Raw genomic sequence first — 23242 nt, forward strand, 5'->3', positions numbered from 1 at the left:
GTTGGAACTCCACCAGACAAGGGATTTCAAGAGCGAACTATTCGAAAATCATTGACAAACCTCGAAGTTCTGCTTAATTTCATTAGCAAGCAAATGGCCGGGATCCACTCCGGCGCAACGAATCCAGAGCGAGTTCTCGGTCGCATATCGCGGCGAGGGCTCGCTCGTTGCTTTTCGGAGCTGCACAGAAAATGCAGTTTGCATTGGGCTACTCGCCTCTTACTCGGTTTCAATGGCATATGGAATATGCAAGTGCTCAATCCGTTGCCCTATTCATGACATAGTAGAAAGGATTAGTAATGCGGCATAAGAGTTGGTTGTTCACAGCGCTTATGATTCTCGTTTCAATAGCATATGCACCAAATTTGAGCGCACAATGTCAGTCTCGCGTACTTGTTTCTGCCGTCAGTGACGACGGCGAATCGAGTTTCGCCGTTTCCATCGCGACACTTGACTATCATTGCCTCACAGGAGGCAGTTTCAACGTGCAAACTTCACCACCCGGCGCGGTGATGTTCGAAAACGGAATCGATTCATTCTTCGATGTGTTTACCGAGATCAGCACGGACGACTATGTGCGCAAGATCGGCCTGACGCCGACTCTTCCGCCGGGAGTGTTGTTCGACGTGGTCACGGACGTAGTCTATGACGATCCGTGGTATCCTCCGCAAGTCGTGGTCGAAACCTGCTGGATAAATCCGGGAACGATGATTTTTGAAGCCTTCGTACCGGCGCCTATCCCGGACTCCGTTCCTCCCTTAATGGTCATGGGACAATCGGCGTGCTTTAAGGTTGTCCACAAAGTTTACAAAATTCCGCTGGCAAATCCCGGATCCGGTATGTTCCCCGCAATCATAGTAACACCCGGTTGCGGGCCGGGCGACATTTGTATCGACGATCCTGCCTGCACACCCGGAGGAGAATTTGATTACCGTTGGGACGTCTATCAAGATGACAACCAATGGTATCTCGAATTTGAGTATTCAAATGCTTCCATTCAACCCGTGTGCTACTGCGTGACCTACGTTGGAGGATGGCCAATTCAATGGAAGTATGGGTGGCTTGTTGGCCTTGACGCACGCGAACAAACCGTCACAGTTTCAACCAGCCCTCTAAATGGAGCAATCTCCTGCGGCACAGTCGATCTATTCTCCTATCCACCCGGCGCGGAGATTGGTCCGTTGCCCAATGGTGGAGCATTTGAAGGAAATGTGGAAAGGGAGGTTATCGGTGAAGTTCAGGTTTCACGCGGAACGTTCCAAGCGGGGGACGAGTTTTCGATTGTAGCGTACGTGGATTACGCTGAACCATGTGCAGACCTGCCGAGCGAATGGATCATCGAGCGCGTGCACGTGACCCCAGATGGAACACTTGAGGTCGTGGACGAAGGCGGCGAATGTCCGCAGGCACTCGTGAGTGTCCCGTCTTTCATGGATTTTGGACAAGCAGAGTGTATCACCGTATGTCATGACGTTTACTACATTCAGTTGAACACTCCACCCGAAATGATGCCGGTAATCTCCGTGCAGCCCGGCTGCGACTTGCCCTGCGAAAATCCCGGATGTACACCCGGCGAACTCGAGAACTGTTGCTACTGGCTCGAACGAATCGGAACACATTGGTATCTCCGTTTCGAGTACTCTAATCCTGATCTCGAACCCGTCTGCTATTGTATTTCGTATTACGATTTGACTCCGTCCGGCACCGAAGGTTACGTGTTGGCGGCATTCGACGAAACGGCTCAGGCACTCCGTGTTTCACTCTGGGGCTCGAGCCCTGAAACGCCGCTTGCAGGCACGCTCGAAGTAGGTGCGGAGCCGCAATGCACGCCTGACAATTGGTATTGGGTTGAAAGTTTCTTCGATGTTTTTACCGATACAAGAACGTGGGAGCTTCCGTTTTGGCAAAGCTGCCGCCAAGAAGGAGAGGCCTTCCAACTCGTGGCCACAGTAACATTCGATGACCCGGGAGTTGATCCTATCTCGTATCGCGAGTGGATTATAGAGAATTCTGACGGAACATATTCTCCTTATACTGGTCCAACTGATCCGCCGTGCATATCCAATGTGCCGTCACAATTGCTTGAAGGGCAGGGTGCATGTTTCACGGTCTGTCACGATATATTTGAGATTCCGCTCGTGGGAACCTCCGGAAGGCCGATTATCGAAGTTGTTCCGGGCTGCGGACCGGATTGTCCTGAAATTCAAGACTGTATGCCGGGTGCGCCGACGGACTACCAATGGTGGCTAACCGAAAGCGCCACGGGATGGACACTACATTTTGAATACTCGAATTCCTTCGTTCAGCCCGTGTGTTATTGTGTCACGTTTGTTGGCAGCGAACCTGAATGCGATCCGCATGTACTTGCCTGTTGGGATGAGTGGACTCAAGATTTGGATGTTTCTATCGCAATCACAAGCGCGATGGGTGAAGTATGTGAAGCCAACGGAACGATTAACATTTATGTAATGCCGCCGGAAGCCGCGGTTATTGGACCCTATCCCACCGAGTTCGCTGGTGTCGGTTCAGAGTGGTTCCACTTCCCTGTTGCAATAGATCCGCAACCGACAGTGCCCGAGAGTTTCTTTGACATCTTTATCGAAGTCGATTTCTCATCTCCTTCGCTTCCTCCGATTGTCTACCGAGAGCCCGTTCATACATTTGGTCTGCCTCCTGATATTTGGACGGAGAACGTCGATGAGGGCGGAGAATGTATGTACACGAGTATTCCGCCGTACGGAATGTCGCCCTCGATGTCATGGTGCTTCATCGTTTGCCACGATGTCTATCATATTCCGGTCTACTCGCAGACCGAACCCCGAATTCTCGTGACTCCTGGCTGTTACGGAGCGCCGCTGGACAATTGCGAGCCGACGGAATGCACGCCCGGCGGACTGTGGGACTATCGCTATGACGTGTACTGGGACATTTTCTCAGAAACGTGGGTTCTGGAATTTGAGTACTCAAACCAAAATATCGAGCCGGTCTGCTATTGCGTAAGCGTGCTGGCTCCGCTGTGCCTCCCCGTCGATGATCTCACAATTCTTTACTTCGACGACCCCACCGCACAGCCATACATTCAGTTGACTTGGACAGCTCCGCAATCAGGAATTTACGACATCTACAGCACGGAGTTGACGAACTATTCGACAATGCCTCCAAGCTCCGAATGGACTCTCGAAGAGTCTCTCTGGATTCCTGACGACGGATTACAGTCTTGGACTCAAGCTCTCGGAGAATCAGAGTTCAAGTTCTATGCAATTGTGGTGAATTGCTCGCCTCCCTCGAGATAATGCCTGACTTCAGGCGGTTTTGGGACCATCCAAAGTAACGAAAGAGGCCCTTAGGTATCTACCTAAGGGCCTTTATTTTGAACTAACTTCCGTTTTGCAAGTCGCAAGCTAATTAAGAGTACCGAGAATTTCCTTGGCCTTGCCATAAAATTCGCCTTGTTGCGGGTCAATACTCTCGAGGACGCCTTTGGCTTCCGCGGCCCGGCCAAGTTTGATCAAAGCAGAGGCGTAATAAAGTCTCAGCTCAGCACTGCCGCCATTGGAAATTCGTGCGGCGTCAGAGAAGTTCTCAACTGCGCGTTCAAGACTCCCTGACATATAGTTGGCTGATCCCAAATAGACCTGCAGATCGTAGGAATTCGCTCTGGAAACGGCGAGCTTCTCCAATAAGGTGATCGCAGTTTGATAATCGCCTGCCGAATAACTCTTCATCGCCTCCGCGAAATCCGATAATGTAGACAGGCTCTTTTCATGCAGCAATGTCTCGTCGTAGCGAATCGGTGTACTCGGCAGCAGAGCATCCACGCCTTTCGTGATCGAACCTTTGCCGATGCCTTCCGATTTACCGCCACGCATATGGAGTTTCGCGTCATCGCCGTTAATTCCGATCTTTCCGTTCGGCGACTGCAATAGTATTAAAAAAGCCACCGCTGCGACGGCGATGGACGGAACAACCGCCCAGTGAAACGTATAGCGGTCGAGAAAACCCTTTACCTTTTCGACAATGCCCGGCGACGGGTGCGCGGCCGGACGAACAACCTGAATCTTCGAAACCTCGGCCGCATAGTCCGAATCCGTCTTCCTTAAGATTTCCGCGATTCTTTCACGATCTTCACGCAAAGATCTGCTAAGAGCGTGCCCCGCTTTGAACTCTGCAAGACAGAATTCGCATGTGAACAGGTGTTCTTCGAACATTGCTTGCTTGCGTTCATCCAGCAAGTCAAGCTCGTAATAGGTCAAGAGTTGACCGATTTCACTATTCGTACACTTAATATGTTCTTGAATCACGATTTTTTCTCCAGCTCCAGCCGCAGTTTCTTGCGGCAGTCGAATACACGTTTGTCAAAGGCGCTTCTGCTAAGATTGGGCTCTCTGCGCACGGCCGTTTCGAAAAGTTCTCCGACGGAGTAGTTGGCAATTACTCCTTTGAAGAACAAACGGCAGAAGTCAGACAGCTTTTCGAACGCGGCAACGACAGACTGCAATTCTAATCGAGCGTGGTACGATGATTCGGGATCGCTTTCTCCGCTCAAGATGACTCCGGATTCCAAATCCGCGGGATCAGTTGAGTCGGTTCGGGTAACATCGTCCTTAATAGAGACATTCTTGCGGCGGTTGCGCGCCTGAATCAAGTTTCCGGTCAAATTCCGGAACACCTGAAGAGCGAAAGCCGCCGGGTTCGTGTCTATCGTCGCCAGTTTTTCAAGGATCGTTATGATGGCCGACTGCACGAGGTCCTCGCGGTCCTCCTGAGGCAGCCACCATACCTTGTGTTTTGCGATCTCGGCCAATCTTACCTGAATGACGCGGCAGAAGTCCTCGGTTGCCTCGCGGTTTCCACTTTTTGCCTTATTGAGGAGGTCTGTGAGCTGGATAGCGTCCATTAAGGAGTTTTGTAAGTTCCTGTAAAAACTTGAGATGAATAATTAGACTTTCATCGATAATGTACTCATTTCATAGTTCTACATGCAAGGCCGACTCGTAAACTATCTAAAAGACTTGCAGTTGGGTCAAAATGCGCCGAATTGACGGAGGACTTGGTAAGAAGTGGACGGAACATAAAACTGTATCAATGTGAGCGGCATGCAGCGATGCACAAGAATCACCCCGGCCGGTAAGAAGCCAGGATTTCAGAAAACAGAGATAATAGAAGCCGTGATTTAGTCTGACTACTTACCTCCTTAATACGTTCGCTTAATTTTGATTTCAGTCTGATTGTTTCTCAGTGTTAATAGCGGCAAAGAGCATCCGACGCCGCACAAGTTTCCAAAATTTCTCGGAGGTTGAGATGAAGAAAGTTTTCCTTGCAAAAGCCCTTTGCGCACTCTGTTTGGCTGTTTTGGTTCCCATGACCGTTCTTGCCGCGGACGAAGCGCACGACAAGCCGGGGATGAAGGATCCGGTACCTGCACTGCAGTTGGTGGCACCGAACGGTGGCGAAGTTTTGTTGGTCGGCAAGATGGTGAATGTGAAGTGGGAATGTGTGACGATGCCGACGACGGGCGGTTACGATCTGTATTTGTCGCAGGACGGCGGCAAGAGCTTTGTGCAGATTGCTTCTGATTTGTCTGACGGCGGCTGCGTTTATGAATGGAAAGTGGACGGTCTAAATTCTTCGCAGTGTGTGATGCGAGTGATGGTTCCGCTGGGCGGCGACAAGTACATTTATGACGACAGCGACGCGATGTTCTCGATATCGACGGGTCAGGAAGAGACGGCGACGTTGGACAAGCGGAAATTGAACGGCGACAAGCCGACGCAGTCGATGCCTGCGGATACGAAGCCCGCAATCGAGCCGACGATCAATCCGCAGTTGCGAGTGAACGCACCGAACGGCGGCGAAGCCTACGAAGCGGGATCGACGGTGAAGGTGAGTTGGAAGTGTGAACCGACGGCGGCCTTCTACAATGTGTCGGTATCCTATGACGGCGGCAAGTCGTACACGTTGGTGGGAACGGAATTGAAGACGGGCGAGTGTTCGTACGACTGGAAGTCGGGCATGAAGGCTTCGGACAACTGCTTGGTCCGCGTGGAAGCGAAGACGACGATGGGCGTCATGATCGACGACATCAGCGACAGCGCTTTCAAAATCACCCCGAGCAAAAAACTCAACTCCGGCAAAGCCTCCGCTGAAGAATAAGAAAGTAGGCTGGGAAGCAGGGGGAGACGGCACTGGGGAGGTCGTCTCCTCTTGTTTCCTTCGGAAAAATCTGTAGATTCTTATAACGAAAGTAAAGTTTAGTCACTACAAATACGAGGATATCACCATGTACACCGTCGCACAAAAGCAAAACAACAGAACAGTACTTCTGATCGCAAGCATGCTTGCCGCGGTATTGGTGTTCGCAGCGGCGTGCGGTTCAACCGGTGGAACCAGCAGTAAATTCGCGCAGCTCATCAAGATCAAGCCCATGGACGTCATCAAGCCCATCGTATTGCGTGGAACGGCAACGCCGAAGGGACAAGATGATTATCTGAAGGGGCTGGACGCCTACATGGCTGCGGATTACAAAAAAGGTGAAAAGTACTTCGCCACAGCCGTCAAGGCGTCTCCCGAGCAGGGCGACTGGTGGTTGATCCTCGGAGTATGCCAAGTTTTGCAGCACGACGACAAGAATGCAGTTCGCTCTTTGCAGAAGGCCAATACGCTCGTAAGCGAACCTTCTCTAAGCAAGGCCCATTGGTTCTTGGCTCAGGCCTACCTGATGGGAGATGATGCAAGCAGCGCGGCGCCGCTGCTGGAGTGGTTGTCGGTCAATGGAGTCGAGCACTCTGCTGATGCGAAACAACTTCTTCAAGACCTGCGCGACAAAGGCGCAATTGGCTAAGTCTTTGGCTATTTTGGACGTACCGCTCCAAAACAAATTGAGCTTACAAGTTTGAATGTAATAGACCCACTCCTCTCGACAGCAACGAACACTTTTGAGAGGAGTGTCTGTTTTGGATCCATGAGCTGACCGTTTCAGGCGCAGCCCAAATCTTCCATAATAGGCATCTTGCAACGAAATTAGACAAAATAGCATATTCCAAGTCTAATTTTAGAAGCAGATTAGTCGGAAAGTTAAACAAGTACCTTAACTATATGTTGGACCGTTCATACATTTCCACAAAATTCGAAGTCATGCGAAATTTCCTTGCCTTTCGGGGGTTCGTGCCGTATATTGATTGACACTCTTTGATTTGTCTATACTTAGCGGGTCGATAGCATAGCCCAAGGACAACATCGAGCCTCGGGCTTTTCTCTTTATGTTTTGATTCTCCAACAGCCATGCAAATAGGCGATAGGATTTCCGATGAAAATGAGTAGACATTTTTTGTTAATGCTTACCACCGCTTTGGTCTTCGCAAGTTCCGCGATGGCCGTGCAGAAGAACTGGAACAATCCCGCAGGCGGAGATTGGTTTGAGCCCACAAACTGGACGCCACCGGGATTCCCGTCCTATTTTGACGACGTATACATTACGCTTCAAGGTAACTATGTTGTTTACGTTGAAGGCGGCGATGCAAATGTAGGTAGTCTCCACCTTGGCGGTGAAAGCGTGACAACGCAGGAGCTTCTGGTGACGGACGGATCGCTGACGGTTACGTGGTCAAGTACAATTGACGTAAGCGGCCAGCTTCATCTCACCGACAATGGCTACTTCTACATGAGTAGTGGAACGGCGATCGCTTCGCTCTACAGTGTCGATAACTATGGAACGGTGTTGGTGGATTCAACTTCCGCGATCTATCTGAGTGAATTGTTTGCGGACGTTGTTTTCACGAATCAAGGTATGGGCAATGTGGTTTTCCACGGCCCGTCCCTGATCGACTCAGACATCCAATACACCGAAGGTGCGGACCCCGGCAGCTATTTCGAAAACTACGGTACGGTCACCAAGATTGGCGGCGGCGTCCTCCAAATAAACACTGCGTTCTACAACCGCCATGGTGCTACGTTTAACGTTAATGGCGGCAGCGTACTCGCGTGGTTCTTGGAGAATGACGGTTACATGTCGATTCATCCCGGAGCAACTTATAACATTGACGAGTATTCGCCCGACTTCCGTTCTTTGCATGTTGACACGATGGGCACCGTGGAGATGTTTGGCAGCGCCACAATTCTATCCATTTCACCTAATTCAAGAACGGTCAACAACGGGGACATCATCCACACGGGAACGGGTACCGGGATCATCGACTGCGAGTTTGAGCAAGAGTATCTGGGTCAATTTGGGCCCGAACAAGGTGACATGGGAGATATTTGGGTAAACGAAGGTGTTTTGTGGTTTCGCAACAGCCATAACTTGACGTTCAAGGATACCGTGGCGGTCGGCCCGCAAGCGGAATTGCGAGTAGACGGCAACGGCGAGTTTATCACTGGGTGCGAGCTTATCAACTTGGTGCCGGATTCCGGCGTTGTGACGTTGCGGCAGCCAGCCTTCCACTTCCTGTATTTCCTGACCATCGATTTTACGGGTGAACTGAATCTCTTCGGTCCCGGCGAAGTCAATTTCTATCAAGCGACTCTTCTTGATACGATTGGAGTATTGCGTGCTGATTCCGGGATCACGGTCAATTCGGATCCCGGCACGATTCTCTATGCTCGGGAATTTGATCTGAACAATGCAATCGTCAATGCGACGGTGATCGTCGTCGAGCAGCAAAACTGGACATCCGGGAGTCTTGGCGACGGCTCGGGAGACAGTGTGACCATTGACGAAGGCGGAACTTTGGATGTATCCGGACCCGATCCCAAAGACATTGACGGCACAACGCTCGTTGTTCAAGGCACCGCCAACGTCGGAGGCTCAGGGGAGATCACCGTGAACAACGGCAATATCGTGGTCGAACCGGGTGGTACGCTGACAGTGGGCGACTCGGTGACGATTACGAGTCCATCTGACACGTTGATTAACACGGGCGAAATGTACATTAACTCACCGCTCGATACCAGTGTCTTCAACATCTTCGTCTACAACTACAATCCGAATGCCCGCACGCCGGGAACGATTGATATCTTAGGCAAGGCGAAGACTACAGGCGGCGTGAAGAACGACGGTGCCATGCTGGTTGAACCGTCTTCGGATCTCTACGTCTCGAACTACTTCGAAAATGGCGGACAGCTCGTAATCGAAGGCGGATCGGCACTAAATCTCGATGGTACGCTCATAAACAACGGCTCCGGCACAATCGACATGAACGGCGATGCTGATATCACAGGCGGCGGTGACATCGAAAACGGCGGCCAAGTCAACGTCAATGGTGTGGCGGTCAGTAGTTTGACGAACCGGATGATCGCGCCCACGATCACGAATTTTGCGGACAGCGGGTTCATTGATGTCTTTATGGACACCTTGACCCTTGCAGGCGGCGGCATAAACTATGGCGATATCGAACTGCACAACGGCGCGGTGCTCGTTATTCTTGGTAATTTCGAGAACGCTTCCACCGGACTGATTCACGGCAACGGTACGTTGGACATCAGCGGCGCAACGTTCGTCAACAACGGAACGATTAGTCCCGGAGCGTCGCCCGGCAATCTCATTGTCGAAGGTGACTTGACTCTCGGCGGCACGTCGCAACTCATGATGGAAATTGGCGGCCGCGTGCCTGGACAGGAGTTCGACCGTATTCAGGTGAATGGAATCCTGACGGTCGGTGGAAAACTCGTGCTGTCTATTTTGAACGGTTTTGTCCCGTCCGAAGACGACACACTTGAGCTGTTGACCTATGACCAAGCAGCGGGTGACTTCGAAGAAATCGAAGGCGCGCGTTTGCCTGATGGACGTTTTCTGGATATCAGCTTCGGCCCCAACGGCTTAAAGAACTTCATATGCACGCAGGAACCGGAATTCGATGCTGATTTGTCCGCAATTGAAGTGACGGTTCCGTATGGCGCGACTGCCGAGCACAGCGTCGATATTTGCAACACCGGATTATGCTGGCTTTCATGGTCGCCCGCATGGATTCAGGACAGCCCTGTTTCGCCGGTATGGATGGGCTTTGCCGGAGCGGCAGAAGCTCACACGGGTGGCTGTGCCAGTCTTCTGCTCGAGTTTGATGCCGCGGGCTTGTCACCCGGAACGTATCAAGGTCAGGTCGAGCTGATGACCAATGACGCGGACGAAGGATTGGTCAGAATTCCCGTGACGTTGATAGTGGATGACGATCCATTGCCCGTGGAGTTGATTTCTTTCACGGCGACGCCTGACTATAATCGTGTGGTTCTGAGCTGGAGCACTGGTGCCGAAGCGGATCTCAGTCATTTCGAGATTGAGCGGGGCGGCGAACAACGGGCTTCGATTGAAGCCGTCAATAGCGCTTCCGGTCACAACTATTCTTGGATCGACGGTGAAGTGTCGACGGAAGAAACTTACAGCTATTCGTTGATATCCGTGGACATGGATGGCACCCGCAGGAGTCTCGGAACCGTTGAAGCTCGACCGCTCAGACAGGTTCTGCCGACCGAACTATATCTGTCCCAGAACTATCCGAATCCTTTCAATGCAACAACCACGATTCAGTACTACTTGCCTGAAGCGTCCAAAATGACTCTGACGCTTTACAATATCGCAGGGCAGGAGATCGTTACACTTGCCGACGGGCTGCAGTCTGCTGGAATGCACACGGTTAGCTATGACGCGGTTGATCTTCCGTCTGGAGTGTATTTCTATCAACTCAGGTCGCCGGCTCAGTCATTGATGAAGAAGATGGTTCTTCTGAAATAGCCGACTCGTTATTTAGCAGTGTAAAAGGGGTCGCGCAGGGCGCGGCCCCTTTTGTTTGCCTCTCATTTGCCCTTAGACGACAAAAACCGTTGAAGGTCGTCAGTATATTGGGAGGCCTTTCAGGCGCAGTCCCTTCCAATGATTATGTTGTTTTTTATAGAGATCAAAACATATCGCGACAAAAAACACGACGCTGTAGTCCAAAAAGAGACCAAGTTATCTTTAGGATAAACAAATATCTAAAGAGAGACTTTGGTGAGTTTTCATGGGTTTTACACAATCGTTGCAACAATGACCAAGAAGTTCTAATTTATTAGTTGATTCGACAAACGCCTAATAGACCAGTAAATGCTGGATTGCTTGACGCCTTTGCAGACTCTAAATATTTTCAGTCAATCACGGAGGAAATCGTGAAAAAGAATTGGTTCCGCACAGTACTGGGTTTCACAGCCCTTGTCCTTACCTTCCAAGTTTCCACAATGTTTGCCGCGGACGAAGCGCACGACAAGCCGGGCGCTAAGGATCCGGTACCTGCTCTGCAGTTGGTGGCACCGAACGGTGGCGAGGTTTTGTTGGTCGGCAAGATGGAGAACGTGAAGTGGGAATGTGTGACGATGCCGACGACGGGCGGTTACGATCTGTATTTGTCGCAGGACGGCGGCAAGAGCTTTGTGCAGATAGCTTCTGATTTGTCTGACGGCGGCTGCGTGTATGAATGGAAAGTAGACGGTCTAAATTCTTCGCAGTGTGTGATGCGAGTGATGGTTCCGCTGGGCGGCGACAAGTACATTTATGACGACAGCGACGCGATGTTCTCGATATCGACGGGTCAGGAAGAGACGGCGACGTTGGACAAGCGGAAATTGAACGGCGACAAGCCGACGCAGTCGATGCCTGCGGATACGAAGCCCGCAATCGAGCCGACGATCAATCCGCAGTTGCGTGTGAACGCACCGAACGGCGGCGAAGCCTACGAAGCGGGATCGACGGTCAAGGTGAGTTGGAAGTGTGAGCCGACGGCGGCCTTCTACAATGTGTCGGTTTCTTATGACGGCGGCAAGTCGTACACGTTGGTGGGAACGGAATTGAAGACGGGCGAGTGTTCGTACGACTGGAAGTCGGGCATGAAGGCTTCGGACAACTGCTTGGTCCGCGTGGAAGCGAAGACGACGATGGGCGTCATGATCGACGACATCAGCGACAGCGCTTTCAAAATCACCCCGAGCAAAAAACTCAACTCCGGCAAAGCCTCCGCTGAAGAATAATCGTTATCGATTTATGTAAGTAAACAAAAGAGACGACATTATGTCGTCTCTTTTGCTATCTTGCAGTTTGTTCGAATTGCTTCTTGCAAATCAGTTTCGCTTCCAATCCCCTGTCGCAATAAATCCGGCCCAGAAGAACGGATGGTCGCTTTGTCCGGCGTCACGCCGCGACTGAATGACTTTCAATGCCGATTTGCGCATCGCGTCGTACAGGTTGTTGTCATTTGCGGCGAACAGCGTGCCCATCAACTCCGCGGTGGACTGGTCGTCCACGGGCCACAAGGCACTGATGACGGTACGAGCGCCGGCCATTTGAAATGCGCGGCGCAAACCGAACACGCCTTCACCTGATCGCACTTCGCCAAGGCCTGTCTCGCATGCAGACAGCACAACGAGGTCTACGCTCGCGAGATTCATTCCGGCAACTTCTTCGGCAGTCAAGATACCGTCTGCGATTCCGGCTTCAGCGGCTCCCGTTCCTTTCAAATTCGCTCCCGCGAAAAACAATCCTGATTGCAGCAACGGACTCTCGCCGACAAAACCTCTGCTCGAGTTCTCAGGATTGCATTCTCCGGAAATATAATAGCCATGTGTTGCCAAGTGCAGTACTCGCGCACCCCGGCTGTCTTGAATGAAAGCATCTTCGGTGGCTTTCACACCGAGCAGTTCCGTGGCGGGTTCAGACGTCGTCGTTTCCCAGCGGGACACAACTCCTTCCACTTCCGTACGAGTTCCCGGCAACGGACTGAGTGTCATGTCGCGCAGTGTCATACACCCTGACGTGCCGCCACGGGATAGACTCGGCAGCAGAGAAGAGATCGCGGACGACAATGTCGCCGCGAGCGTTTTGCCGGACCTCTCTTCCGCCGTTGCATTGTAATCGGGATCGCCAATTGCCAAGAGTCCCTTGCCGACCGTGCGGGTAGGCGGTTCGCGTACTAAATCGCGACCGGACGAGATATATTGAATCGGATACTTTTCGATCAAGTATTGACCGTCCGGAGCGCGGAGACCCGCGAAAGAAATCAAACACAGAGCGTCGTCAGGCGAAAGCAAAACGGCATCCACTCCGCTGAGTTTTGCTTCCAACGGCTCCCAAATCAAGCGGTAGAGCGCCCCCGCCACTTCCGCATATTTCTCGGGATTGAGATTCGAGACATTAGCCATGTGATCCCTGTATGCGACGATCGCACTGTCAATCGCGGTCTCGCTGCCGAGATCAAATGCAGCCGCGGAGCTTCCGTTTTTTACGACGACGGCCAGATATCTTGACTGTTTCTCGGTTAGCTTGGTGCTGTGGTCATAGCGCATGAACTCAATCAAGGCCGTTCCGCGCGGAAGCTGCACTCCGACTTGCGTCGCACCGACTTGCGTGATAATTTTCTCGTCACGGAATTCCGTACCGCTGCGAGCCAAGGCGGATTCGAACTTTTCTTTGCGTTCGGTCGCTTTTGAAAGGTCCGTTTGATAAGCCCAAGAGCGAGCGGGATCAGGACCTTCAACATATAGCTTGGAGAGTTCGGCGCGTGCCAAACTAAGAGAATCCACCAAAGCGGCAATAGCGCTGACTGACTTCTGCCGCACAAAAATACCGTCGGTCACAAGTCCCTTGGTCGAGAACACGACTTTCGCGATCTCATCGCGATAGGCGGATTGTCCGTCCGGCGCTGAAAGCAGAATGGAAAGGTAATTCGAGGCTTCATTTTGCAGGAACTGCGAATACTCGAGAGCACTGCGCTCCGCCAGAACCTCAAATCCTTCACTGAAATTCTTGCGGCGAATGACGTACGATTGCTTCTGAAGGTCAATCGCCTTGTCGATATTGTTTTTCGCAAGTGCGAGCACAGCCTGACCGTGCAGGATGTCCGCGGCTACGCGATGCTCCGTACCTGTCGCTTTCTCAATCGTCTGATAGGCCTGCCCGTAGGCGGTGCCGGCTTCGTCAAGCCGTCCCTGAAGCTGAAGAACGTCGCCTAAAGTTTTCTTGTATTCCGCAACCTCTACATTGTCGGAAGACGAAGAGTGTTCGCCCACTTCAATGGCTTTGCGGACCAGAGGTTCCGCTTCGGCATACCGTCCTTGATCGGCATACAGCCTCGCCAATGAGCTGAGCGTCGCGGCAACGCGCGGATGGTCTTCTCCCAACACCCTTTTGCCGATGTCCAATGCTTCGGAATAGAGCGGTTCCGCTTTGGCGTAGTTCCCTTGATCGTGATACAGTTCGGCGAGATTCTTCAGCGACTGCGCGACGTCCGGATGATCTTCGCCATATGCCTTGCGGTTGACCTCGAGCGCCCTTTGATAGAGCGGCTCGGCATCTTGATATCTCCCCTGCACATGGTACAGCGCGGCGAGGTTGTTCAGAGCGGACGCGACCATCGGGTCATCTTCGCCTTGCGCGGTTTCCAAGATATGCAAAGTCCGCTGGTAGAGCGGTTCCGCTTCACTGTAGCGGGCGGCGAGCAGCAGCAGATTTGCAAGGTTGTTTAGGGACGCGGCGAGATCCGGGTTTTCCGGTCCCAGCAGCCGCTCTTTGATCTCAATTGCCCTGCGAAACAGTGCTTCGGCTTCGACGTAGCGTCCGGTGTTCTTATAAACGACCGCCAAGTTTCCCAAACAAACGCTGATTTCGAGCTCTTTTGAGCTGTACTTTCGTTCGCGAATATCCAGCGCACGTTTCCAAGCGGCTTCCGTTTCGGCGTAGTTTCCGCGATAATAACAGCAACGACCCAGATCGATGAGGATTGAGGCCACACTTTCGTCGTCCTCCCCGAATTCCGTCTCGGCAGATTTCAGCGCCTGCCGAATCAGCGCTTCAGCCTCTTCGAACCGAACGTCCTCCATTGCGGAGTCCGCCCTGACCAAAAGTGTCTGCCATTCAGCAGCATAGCCCTGAAGCGCAAATCCAGCAATGGCCCAAAGAAATAGCGCGAAGCGCAAGGATTTCATATACTTACTTCCTAAGGTTAACTATTTGAAAATACAACGAAAGCACGTGTATTGCAAGTCCACCAGACAACTTTCGGACCAAGCCGGAAATTCACGGTTCAAGGGAAGTCCAGAATATTTGTCAATTTGGGCGAGGTGGTTTGATGTTATGAGTGAATCAGCTATCTTGACAAAGCTCGCGGAAAGTAAGAAGTCCGTCGGTGACAAAACTATTCTAAAGAGCGACTGCATCTATCGGCAAATTTGAAGCAACTATATCTCGTAAAGCCCCATGGAAAATTCAAGAAAAAGAGCAATATTTTGGAGTGTTTCGGCATCGCTTGCAGCCGTGGTAATTTTCGTCATGGTGGTCAGAGTGAATGTCTTCAAGGATGGCCGTTTTCAGGAATTCGTGCAAGTTAAAGCCATGGATGCACCCGAATTGATCGTGCTGCGCGGCAAAGCAGGTCCGGCGGGCAGTGAAGAATACCAGCAGGGTCTTGAAGCCTACGGCAAGGCAGACTACAAGAAGGCTGCTAAGTTCTTTGCCGATGCCGTTGCCAAATCTCCCGAACAAGGCGAATGGTGGTTAGTGCTGGGTGTCTGCCAAGTGCTACAGCGTGAACCGCAAGAAGCGATCGTTTCACTCAAGAAAGCCGAGAAGCTGACCGAGGAACCCTCCACAAGCCGTGCCCGTTGGTTTATGGCTCAGAGTTATCTCATGACGGAGGAACTTGGGCGAGCTGTGAAGTTGTTGGAAGGATTGGCCAATGACGGCAAGGCCTACAGAGACGATTCCCGCAATCTTCTGACTCAAATGAGCAAGAACGGTGTTCTGAGCGAGGCCTTCGCGAGTTCGCCGAGAGTAAGCTCACCCCGAGGCGGAGAGTCTTTTGTGTTCGGATCGACGATCAAGGTCGCATGGAACAAGGTTTCGCCCAATTTCGATGGCAGTTACGAAGTTTGGTTGTCTAACGACGGCGGTCTCACCTGTTTCCATCGTCTTGCGTCTTTGCCTGCCGACCAGACGTCGTGGACGTGGGAAACGCGCAGTGACGTTGGGAACAACCTTGCTCTGAGAATCGAAGCTGTGTCAGGCGACACACGGACCATGGGACCCGTTTCGCAGGTGTTCAGTGTATCGCCTCCGCTCACTTTGACCATACTCGATCCGAAACCACAATCGACTCTATATGCCGGTATTCCGCACGAATTCAGATGGGCACTTCCCGGTCTTGCTCCCAAGCGCTACAAAATCGACTTGTGGAGAGTCGTCGACAACAAGCAGCAATTCTACAAGACGCTGTATGTCGGTGCCGAAGGAAGCAGCAACAGTTGGAAGTGGGAGTACCCTGATCCCGTCGGCAAGGATTATGTTTTGCGGCTGGAAGCGGTCTACACGGACAGCAGCATGGTCAGTTTTAGCGAGGGGACTTTCCAGGTTCTTGCTCAGCCCGAAGCCGCTGTCACGAGCGCGTACTATGATCCGTCAACTTCAAATCTCGGTGTCAGTTGGTCACACTCAATTGCCAATCCAACACGAACTTCCATTTATTTGCAGTCGGTTTCGACGTCGGAAGTTTATCCGCTTTCGGGTGACGCGTCGCGTCGCCGCGGAAGCTGGGAAGGCGGTATGGCAGACGTACCGAGCGGAAAATACGAAGTACACCTGTCCATTGTTTTTCCGGACGGAGAAGTCTCCGCGGTGTGCGACAACGTCATCGAGTACATAAATCGCTCGGAATCCCAGTCTGTGGCGTCGGCGGCCAGAGCCGAAAGTGCCGTCGTAGACAAAGAGTTCCTGAAGCAAAATTATCCGAATCCGTTCAACAATTCAACGACGATAGAATTCGATCTGGAATCTCCCGGAGACGTGGAGCTGAAAGTCTTCAACGTGATGGGACAAGAAGTAAAGACACTGATGGACGGCTACGCTCGCGCCGGCAGTCAACGTGTCGTCTTCGATGCGACGGGTTTGGCCTCGGGGGTCTATATATACCGTCTCGTTGCTGGCGACCATACGGAACAAAAGCGGATGATTCTCGCGAAATAGTCTCGAGCGGAATCCCTTTCGCGTCCTTAGTCAATACAGTGTCAAAGCCCTTGGGAGCACACCCAAGGGCTTTTTGCATGCGTCAAGGGCAAATCGGAAGTCACTGGCCAAAAGAGCAGCCTATTGAAAAAACATGATCTATACCAGTCGCAGCAAGAAAACATAGCGAAGCCGGGCCGGCCTTGTGGCAAAAGTGAGTCTCGAGTGCTATCTTATTTCAGACACTTGTCATTTCTTTGATATTAATATCCGTAATTCAAGGGGAAAGTCATGCGGTTTCTGCCAATTTTGCTCTACCTATTAGTCGCGCTTGCTATCGGCTGCAACCCTGAAGGGGACAAGATTTACAACACCTACAATTACTACTATCCCGAAGACACGACCACGGTTCCGGATCCGGACACGACCGAAGACCACTCGATTCAAGTCACCTATCCTGCTAACGACGAGATTATTGAGCTTTGGTACGATTGGATCGAAGACCTAACCCCAAGCCCCTACTATTGCCCGTGGGGCTACAGCGCCGACACGACAGTCTATGCGGAGCTCAGCGTGGATATTCCGGGGACGATTGTAGAGGCCCGTGTGTTCGTTAGGTCCTCACCAAACGGCAGCTTCAATCAAACCGCCGTGATACCATATCCGGGTGTAAACCAGATTTTCGCGCGAGTGTTTCAGTACAGCAGCTCGTTCACATCAAGTACCCTTTACGACCAAAACCTCGCTTTTTGGGTTAGCCTGACCTCGGACGACAGCACAAACTATATTAGTCCCACGGTTTCCTTTAAAATCAAGTCGCGAGTGAACTACGATTTTGAGACTATTCCGGAAACTCCAGCTATGGACTCCGTGTATGAGCACTCGTCTCAGCAGCGGCTGTACATAGAGTGGTGCCCGCGGTCTCCAAATGTCGACAGTTTCCGTGTGGCGATCCGCGATGACGCGACTGGCGATGTTGTTCGGTTTGCTTGGACGGGATTACAGAACGGACTAACCTACATCGACTATGTGCCCTTGACCGATTATTCCGTTTGGGTGACCGCCGAAAACGAGTACGGATCGTCCGCGGCATCGGACATGAAACACATCACGACTCAAGCGCCTGTCCTTCCGGACAACTTTGAAGCATCAATCAGACCCGGCGCCGAAGTGCGTCTCTCGTGGTCAAACCACGCCTATCCGGATTCTGTTCTGGTTTCCCGCCGGGATACTCTGAATGACTGGACCGCGATTAAGTCGCTCGGATGCTCTGGAACAAGTTGTCCATCCTCTTGGAGCGACACCACGGGAACGACAAGTACCGTCTACTACTATCGTCTTGGTATACAATACTCCAACGGCATTTGGTGGTCGTCGGACTCAATCGGCGTCTGGATTCCCTGAAAGAACAGATTTCTCATGTTGCAGAAGCCCGGCGAGGAGCCGGGCTTTTTCTTTGGGCGAATGAAGATTGACAAAGAGGCATCGTGTATTCAAGAATGCAGCTTCGACCATAATTCCGGACGGTGCTAGCACGCGGAGTGACCTTAATCTGACATAAATAGCCCAAATGGCTCAACAAGTAAGTACAGTGCAAATCTGACTGCTAAAGCGGCTAATATCTCAGGCTGCCTGATCGGAAGTTGGATGCCGGAACACTAATGGTGGCGGAGTCATTTTTGACTTCTTCATTTGAAACGCTATATTTGCTGTATCTTGTGGGCAGGCTTCCGCTTTAGACTCGACTCAAGGCTGATGGCTGCGAGACCTGGAAGCTGTTGGTGCCCATCGCTGTAGAGTTTAGTCTCTCTGTTTAGGCGCGCGGAAGATATCCCTATTGTGGGATGATTTTGATCCGTCAAGTCTGTGGGAGGATTTTTATGCTGCAGTCCGTAGATCACCAAGGCAACCGGCTCAACAAGATTTTCGATTGGGCCGAAACTATTTTTCACTATGTCGCGGGAATCGTATTAATGATTGCCGCGGCATTTTCGCTCTTTTTCGTCGCACAGTCGGTTTTTCACTTCTTTTCATCGACGGATCAAATGAGCACGCTGGTGGAAATCATCGACCGCGTGATGCTGTTCTTGATGGTGATAGAAATTCTTTACACGATTCACACGTCGATTCAGCAGCACAGACTGTGCGCCGAACCCTTTCTGGTCGTCGGGTTGATTGCCGCGATCCGGCGGATCCTGATTATCAGTGTCGAATCCGGCCACATCGTCGCCAGCGAACCGGAAGTCTTCCGGAATCTATTGACGGAGATAGCAATTCTGGGTTTGCTGGTGCCGTTATTTGTCTTGTCGATTTGGCTGCTTCGGAAGTAGTCCGTTTCCGAGGGTGCCGATTGCCCGTCCGTTAGCTCATAGTGCCTTGACAACCGAAAATATTGGAGTATCCAAGCATGCAACCATCCTACATTCCTCAACCGGATACGATTCCGGCGCCGTGGTGGTTATTTGAAGTTCTGGGAGTACTCACCTTTGCACTGCATATCTTGCTGATCAACATTGTCGTCGGAGGGCTGCTGCTCTTGTTTGTGCAGCGTCTGACGGGAAAGGCAAATGTGCCTGATACCGCAATGTCGGCTTTGAAGAACAAGCTTCCCACGCTGCTGGCATTGGCAATCACAATCGGTATTGCGCCTCTCCTGTTCGTGCAAGTGACTTACGGGCATCTGTTTTATGCATCCTCAATCGTGATGGCGAGTTGGTGGATGCTGATCATTCCGGTTTTGATTGTAAGTTACTACATGCTGTATATCCACACGAACACAAAAAACGGAGGGCTTGCGACATTGGCCGCGCTGCTTGGCCTTGCCGGGTTCTTTTATATTGGTTTGATGTGGACCAACAACATGACTCTCATGCTGGAACCGCAAAAGTGGACGGCCTATTTTGCGCAGCGCGACGGCTGGCTGCTGAACATGTCTGATCCGACGATCTGGCCCCGCTATTTGCATTTTGTATTCGCATCTATAGCGATTGCCGGATTGGCGGCGAGCGTCGTTTGGAGTTTTCGCAAGAAAACACATCCAGACGTCGCGGCCAAGAACATCGCGGTCGGTCTAAGCATCTTCGCTTATGCCACGATTGCACAAATACTCGACGGGTTTTGGTGGCTGATGGCTCTGCCGCGCGAAACCATGCTGCTGTTCATGGGGGGGAATATGGCCATGACTGTCCTGCTGATGGCGGGAATTCTATTGGCAATTGGAGCATTGGTGGTGGCGCTCTTGAAAAAACTCGCAGTCACGGTCGCGCATCTAATCGCCGTGATGGCCGTGATGAGCACGATGCGCGCGTTATTAAGATCGGCCTACCTGCGCGACATTTTTTCGCAATCTTCGCTGCAGCTTAAACCGCAGCTCGACGTGCTGATTCTCTTTCTGCTTGTGCTTGTGCTTGGATTGGCGAGCGTTTGGTGGATGATTAAAGCGGTTCGTCGTTCGGAACCGAAAGGAGTTGCGGCATGAACTATCCGATTTGGCATCTATTCGAATTGGGCGGCGGCTCTCTAATCGCGCTTGTCGCCATTACGCACGTCTACGTGTCGCATCTTGCCGTCGGCGGTGGCATGCTGCTGTGGTGGCTTGACCGTCGTGCCGCCAAAGAAAATAACCCGGTTCTTGAGAACTTCCTGCGCCGGTACAACTGGGTCTTTTTACTGGTCACACTTGTGTTTGGCGGCATCTCGGGAGTGGGGATTTGGTGGACGATTGCGCTCGTGAATCCGTCCGCGACGTCGACATTGATTCACAACTTCGTGTTCGGCTGGGCGATTGAGTGGGTATTCTTCTTGGGTGAAATCGTTTCGCTGATCATCTACCACTACTATTTTGACAGGCTGAAGCGCAAAGACCGCACGACTATGGCGTTCTTTTACGCGCTGTTCGCATGGCTGAGTTTGGTGATCATCGACGGAATCCTGTCCTTCATGCTGACTCCCGGACAATGGCTTCAAACGGGAAACTTCTGGCACGGCTTCCTGAATCCCGGTTACTTTCCGTCCATGCTGTTCCGCTCGTTTGCCTGCATGATGATGGCCGGGTTATTTACTTTTCTGGTCGGATCATTTTCGCGGGACTCCGAAACGAGGGCCGTCATTGGCCGCATCGGCGTGAAGTGGCTTCTGATTGCTTTCGTAGGAATGCTGCCGACCGGATATTGGTATTACTATTCGACACCGGCCGACGTACGCTTCATCAATTTCGGATTGAACGCGCAAATGCAGCCGGTGTTTGAATCGCTTCTGGTACTTTCGCCGATTATTTTGTTGCTGGCTCTCTTGTTCATTCCGCGCACGCCTGCAGCCATGCAGCGTCTGCTCGCGATTGTATTAGTAGTTATCGGGCAATTTTGGATGGCATCGTTCGAGTACAGCCGCGAAATCGCGCGCAAACCATACGTGATCCAAGAGTTCATGTATTCCAACAGCATCTTGCCGAATCAGGTTGAAGAACTCAATAAAGCGGGAGTGTTGTCCGCGGCGAAATGGAGCGAAGTCCACGAGGTTGCGGGAACAAACGCGCAGAAAGCCGGCGAAGAGCTGCTCGCGCTTGAGTGTATGTCGTGCCACACGATGGGCGGCCGCAACGACATCCTCAGCCAAACGGAAAAATTCCCTTATCTTGGTATGCTGGCACAATTAACGGGGCAGGGGAAGGTGCTCGGCTACATGCCGCCGTTTGTTGGCACGGATGAAGAGCGCAGCGCGTTGGCGCAATACATCGTCGGAGTCCTTCACAATAAGGACGTTGAAACAAGTCTTCCCGACGTTCCAATCAAGGTTGACAAAAATGCCGTAGTCGAGATTCCTCCCAAAAGCGACGACTATGTTCTGCTCGTTTGGAATGATCTTGGCATGCACTGTGTGTCGGATAACGACGAGTGGTTCAATTTCTTGCCGCCCGCCAATACTCTTGAAGCGCAGTTGATCAAACGCGGCGATCCGCCGGAAATTGTCACTGACGACGTTCTTTTGACGTACGAGATGCAGGAAGATTTCCGCAAGCCGTCAACTCATCTGAATTTCTGGAAATATGCCAAGACGATTTACGGTGCGGATCTTCAACCGGATATCGGACTTGGCGGAAATGGAACTTCCGGCGAATTCAAAGTAGACGAAGGGCTCTCGTCGTTTGTGGCCGCGATGATTCCTGTTTCGCCCTATCGCGACAGTGACGGCTCCTACTTCCCATATCCGCAGGCGACCGTGACTGCATTGCAGAAAAGCACGCGCGACACATTGGCCGTGACCAAAGCGGTCGTGCCGGTTTCCACGGAGATCGGGTGTCGGAATTGTCACGGCGGCGACTGGGGAGTTCCCGGAGGCCCGGGCCTCTCGTCAGAAACGGCTCAGAACATACTGGAAGCTCACGACCGCCGCAACGGCACGACGCTGCTCGCCGAGGCAAAAGCAGGCAAGCCGCGTCTTTGTCAATCCTGTCATGCTGATCCTGCCTTAGGCGCGAGCGGTGACTCGACGGTGTTGAACTTCTCTGCGGCGATGCACGGCTGGCACGCCAACTACATGCCCATTGAAGGCTCATCCGCCTGCCAACTTTGTCATCCCGGAAATCCGCAAGGTTACACTCGCTGCTTACGGGATGTGCATTCCACGCAGGGCGTGGGTTGTGCGGATTGCCATGGCTCGCTTCAAGAACACGCGATGGCGTTGCTGAAGCATGAAGAAAAGAAACCCGCCGCGCAGCAATTGATGGCGGCATTGGCGCCCAAAGTCTCTTTGTCTGCGGACAAGGTGAATCCGCGCATGCCGTGGGTACAGGAAGTTGATTGCCTGTCCTGCCACGACGGTTACGAACAGCCTGCGCACGGCGTGAAGGGCTTCAACAAGTGGAATTCCGAGTTCGCGACTCTGTTCCGCAAACGTCGTGATGAAGGGGATGCCGTCCGTTGCATTGCCTGTCACAGTTCAACCCACGCCAACTATCCCGGCGCGAATGCCTACATACATGATTGGGACAATGTTCAGCCTTTGCAGTACCAGAACTCGCCCTTCCCAATTGGCTCGAACGGTGATTGCATGGTTTGCCACACGGTTCAAATGGAGGATGCCATCCACCATGAGAACATGAACCGTCCACCTCGGCTCGTGCTGACAGCCAAATAAGATCATAAATATAGATTAAAAAAGCCCTTAGGAATAATCCTAAGGGCTTTTTCTTGTGTTCAGGCAGAGCCTGAAGCGGATGCAGTTGGACGGATGAGGAGTGGAAGAGAGAGGTGTGAATTCCTCTCGAAATTCCTTGAATTATGTTTTAGGCAAGAA

Annotated in this window: 14 protein-coding genes; 10 read left to right on the plus strand and 4 right to left on the minus strand. The window is 52.0% G+C overall.

Annotation, left to right across the window (positions count from 1 at the left end):
- Positions 1-48: 48 nt before the first annotated feature.
- The gene (locus H6507_00755; protein ID MCB9367629.1) at positions 49-204 is read right to left on the minus strand and encodes a hypothetical protein; all 156 of its coding nucleotides are present in this window, start codon (positions 202-204) and stop codon (positions 49-51) included.
- A gap of 95 nt (positions 205-299) precedes the next feature.
- On the opposite strand from H6507_00755, the gene H6507_00760 reads away from it, so the two are divergent.
- Positions 300-3293: a hypothetical protein gene (locus tag H6507_00760; GenBank protein ID MCB9367630.1), complete on the plus strand. Its 2994-nt coding sequence runs from the start codon at positions 300-302 to the stop codon at positions 3291-3293.
- 108 nt (positions 3294-3401) lie between these two features.
- On the opposite strand, the gene H6507_00765 is transcribed toward H6507_00760, so the two are convergent.
- On the minus strand, positions 3402-4301 hold the full coding sequence (locus tag H6507_00765) for a tetratricopeptide repeat protein (GenBank protein ID MCB9367631.1): 900 nt from the start codon (positions 4299-4301) through the stop codon (positions 3402-3404).
- Complete coding sequence (locus H6507_00770) at positions 4298-4897, minus strand: sigma-70 family RNA polymerase sigma factor (protein MCB9367632.1); 600 nt, start codon at positions 4895-4897, stop codon at positions 4298-4300. Before H6507_00770 ends, H6507_00765 begins: the two co-directional genes overlap by 4 nt.
- A 404-nt stretch (positions 4898-5301) precedes the next feature.
- On the opposite strand from H6507_00770, the gene H6507_00775 reads away from it, so the two are divergent.
- The 4 genes from H6507_00775 to H6507_00790 all read left to right on the plus strand — a co-directional run bounded on the left by H6507_00775 (position 5302) and on the right by H6507_00790 (position 11988).
- Positions 5302-6153 (plus strand): hypothetical protein, encoded by an 852-nt coding sequence (locus tag H6507_00775; GenBank protein ID MCB9367633.1) that lies wholly within the window; start codon positions 5302-5304, stop codon positions 6151-6153.
- A gap of 127 nt (positions 6154-6280) precedes the next feature.
- Entirely contained in the window at positions 6281-6841 is a 561-nt protein-coding gene (locus tag H6507_00780; GenBank protein ID MCB9367634.1) for a hypothetical protein, read from the plus strand.
- Positions 6842-7312: 471 nt separating this feature from the next.
- A complete protein-coding gene (locus tag H6507_00785; protein ID MCB9367635.1) occupies positions 7313-10723 on the plus strand; it encodes a T9SS type A sorting domain-containing protein in 3411 nt (1136 codons plus the stop codon).
- A 410-nt stretch (positions 10724-11133) separates the two neighbouring features.
- Entirely contained in the window at positions 11134-11988 is an 855-nt protein-coding gene (locus H6507_00790) for a hypothetical protein (protein ID MCB9367636.1), read from the plus strand.
- Between the two features lie 90 nt (positions 11989-12078).
- On the opposite strand, the gene H6507_00795 is transcribed toward H6507_00790, so the two are convergent.
- Positions 12079-14937, minus strand: coding sequence for a CHAT domain-containing protein (locus H6507_00795; GenBank protein MCB9367637.1), 2859 nt, complete (start codon positions 14935-14937; stop codon positions 12079-12081).
- A gap of 328 nt (positions 14938-15265) precedes the next feature.
- Between H6507_00795 and H6507_00800 the strand changes: the two genes are divergently transcribed.
- From H6507_00800 to H6507_00820, 5 genes are all read left to right on the plus strand, one after another.
- Positions 15266-16969: a T9SS type A sorting domain-containing protein gene (locus H6507_00800; protein ID MCB9367638.1), complete on the plus strand. Its 1704-nt coding sequence runs from the start codon at positions 15266-15268 to the stop codon at positions 16967-16969.
- A 270-nt stretch (positions 16970-17239) separates the two neighbouring features.
- On the plus strand, positions 17240-18352 hold the full coding sequence (locus H6507_00805; GenBank protein ID MCB9367639.1) for a hypothetical protein: 1113 nt from the start codon (positions 17240-17242) through the stop codon (positions 18350-18352).
- A gap of 476 nt (positions 18353-18828) precedes the next feature.
- Entirely contained in the window at positions 18829-19278 is a 450-nt protein-coding gene (locus H6507_00810) for a phosphate-starvation-inducible PsiE family protein (GenBank protein ID MCB9367640.1), read from the plus strand.
- Between the two features lie 77 nt (positions 19279-19355).
- Positions 19356-20426, plus strand: a complete 1071-nt coding sequence (locus tag H6507_00815; protein ID MCB9367641.1) for a hypothetical protein — start codon at positions 19356-19358, stop codon at positions 20424-20426.
- On the plus strand, positions 20423-23083 hold the full coding sequence (locus H6507_00820; protein ID MCB9367642.1) for a c-type cytochrome: 2661 nt from the start codon (positions 20423-20425) through the stop codon (positions 23081-23083). Before H6507_00815 ends, H6507_00820 begins: the two co-directional genes overlap by 4 nt.
- Positions 23084-23242: the final 159 nt, after the last annotated feature.

The organism is Calditrichota bacterium (genome assembly GCA_020637445.1).
Classification (GTDB): Bacteria; Electryoneota; RPQS01; order RPQS01; family RPQS01; genus JABWCQ01.

Excerpts from the sequence above, each read along its gene's own strand:
- H6507_00770 (MCB9367632.1), bottom strand. The coding sequence starts at position 4,897 with ATGGACGCTATCCAGCTCACAGACCTCCTCAATAAGGCAAAAAGTGGA.
- H6507_00780 (MCB9367634.1), top strand. The coding sequence starts at position 6,281 with ATGTACACCGTCGCACAAAAGCAAAACAACAGAACAGTACTTCTGATC.
- H6507_00760 (MCB9367630.1), top strand. The coding sequence starts at position 300 with ATGCGGCATAAGAGTTGGTTGTTCACAGCGCTTATGATTCTCGTTTCA.
- H6507_00815 (MCB9367641.1), top strand. The coding sequence starts at position 19,356 with ATGCAACCATCCTACATTCCTCAACCGGATACGATTCCGGCGCCGTGG.
- H6507_00775 (MCB9367633.1), top strand. The coding sequence starts at position 5,302 with ATGAAGAAAGTTTTCCTTGCAAAAGCCCTTTGCGCACTCTGTTTGGCT.
- H6507_00795 (MCB9367637.1), bottom strand. The coding sequence starts at position 14,937 with ATGAAATCCTTGCGCTTCGCGCTATTTCTTTGGGCCATTGCTGGATTT.
- H6507_00810 (MCB9367640.1), top strand. The coding sequence starts at position 18,829 with ATGCTGCAGTCCGTAGATCACCAAGGCAACCGGCTCAACAAGATTTTC.
- H6507_00820 (MCB9367642.1), top strand. The coding sequence starts at position 20,423 with ATGAACTATCCGATTTGGCATCTATTCGAATTGGGCGGCGGCTCTCTA.
- H6507_00785 (MCB9367635.1), top strand. The coding sequence starts at position 7,313 with ATGAGTAGACATTTTTTGTTAATGCTTACCACCGCTTTGGTCTTCGCA.
- H6507_00755 (MCB9367629.1), bottom strand. The coding sequence starts at position 204 with ATGCAAACTGCATTTTCTGTGCAGCTCCGAAAAGCAACGAGCGAGCCC.
- H6507_00805 (MCB9367639.1), top strand. The coding sequence starts at position 17,240 with ATGCGGTTTCTGCCAATTTTGCTCTACCTATTAGTCGCGCTTGCTATC.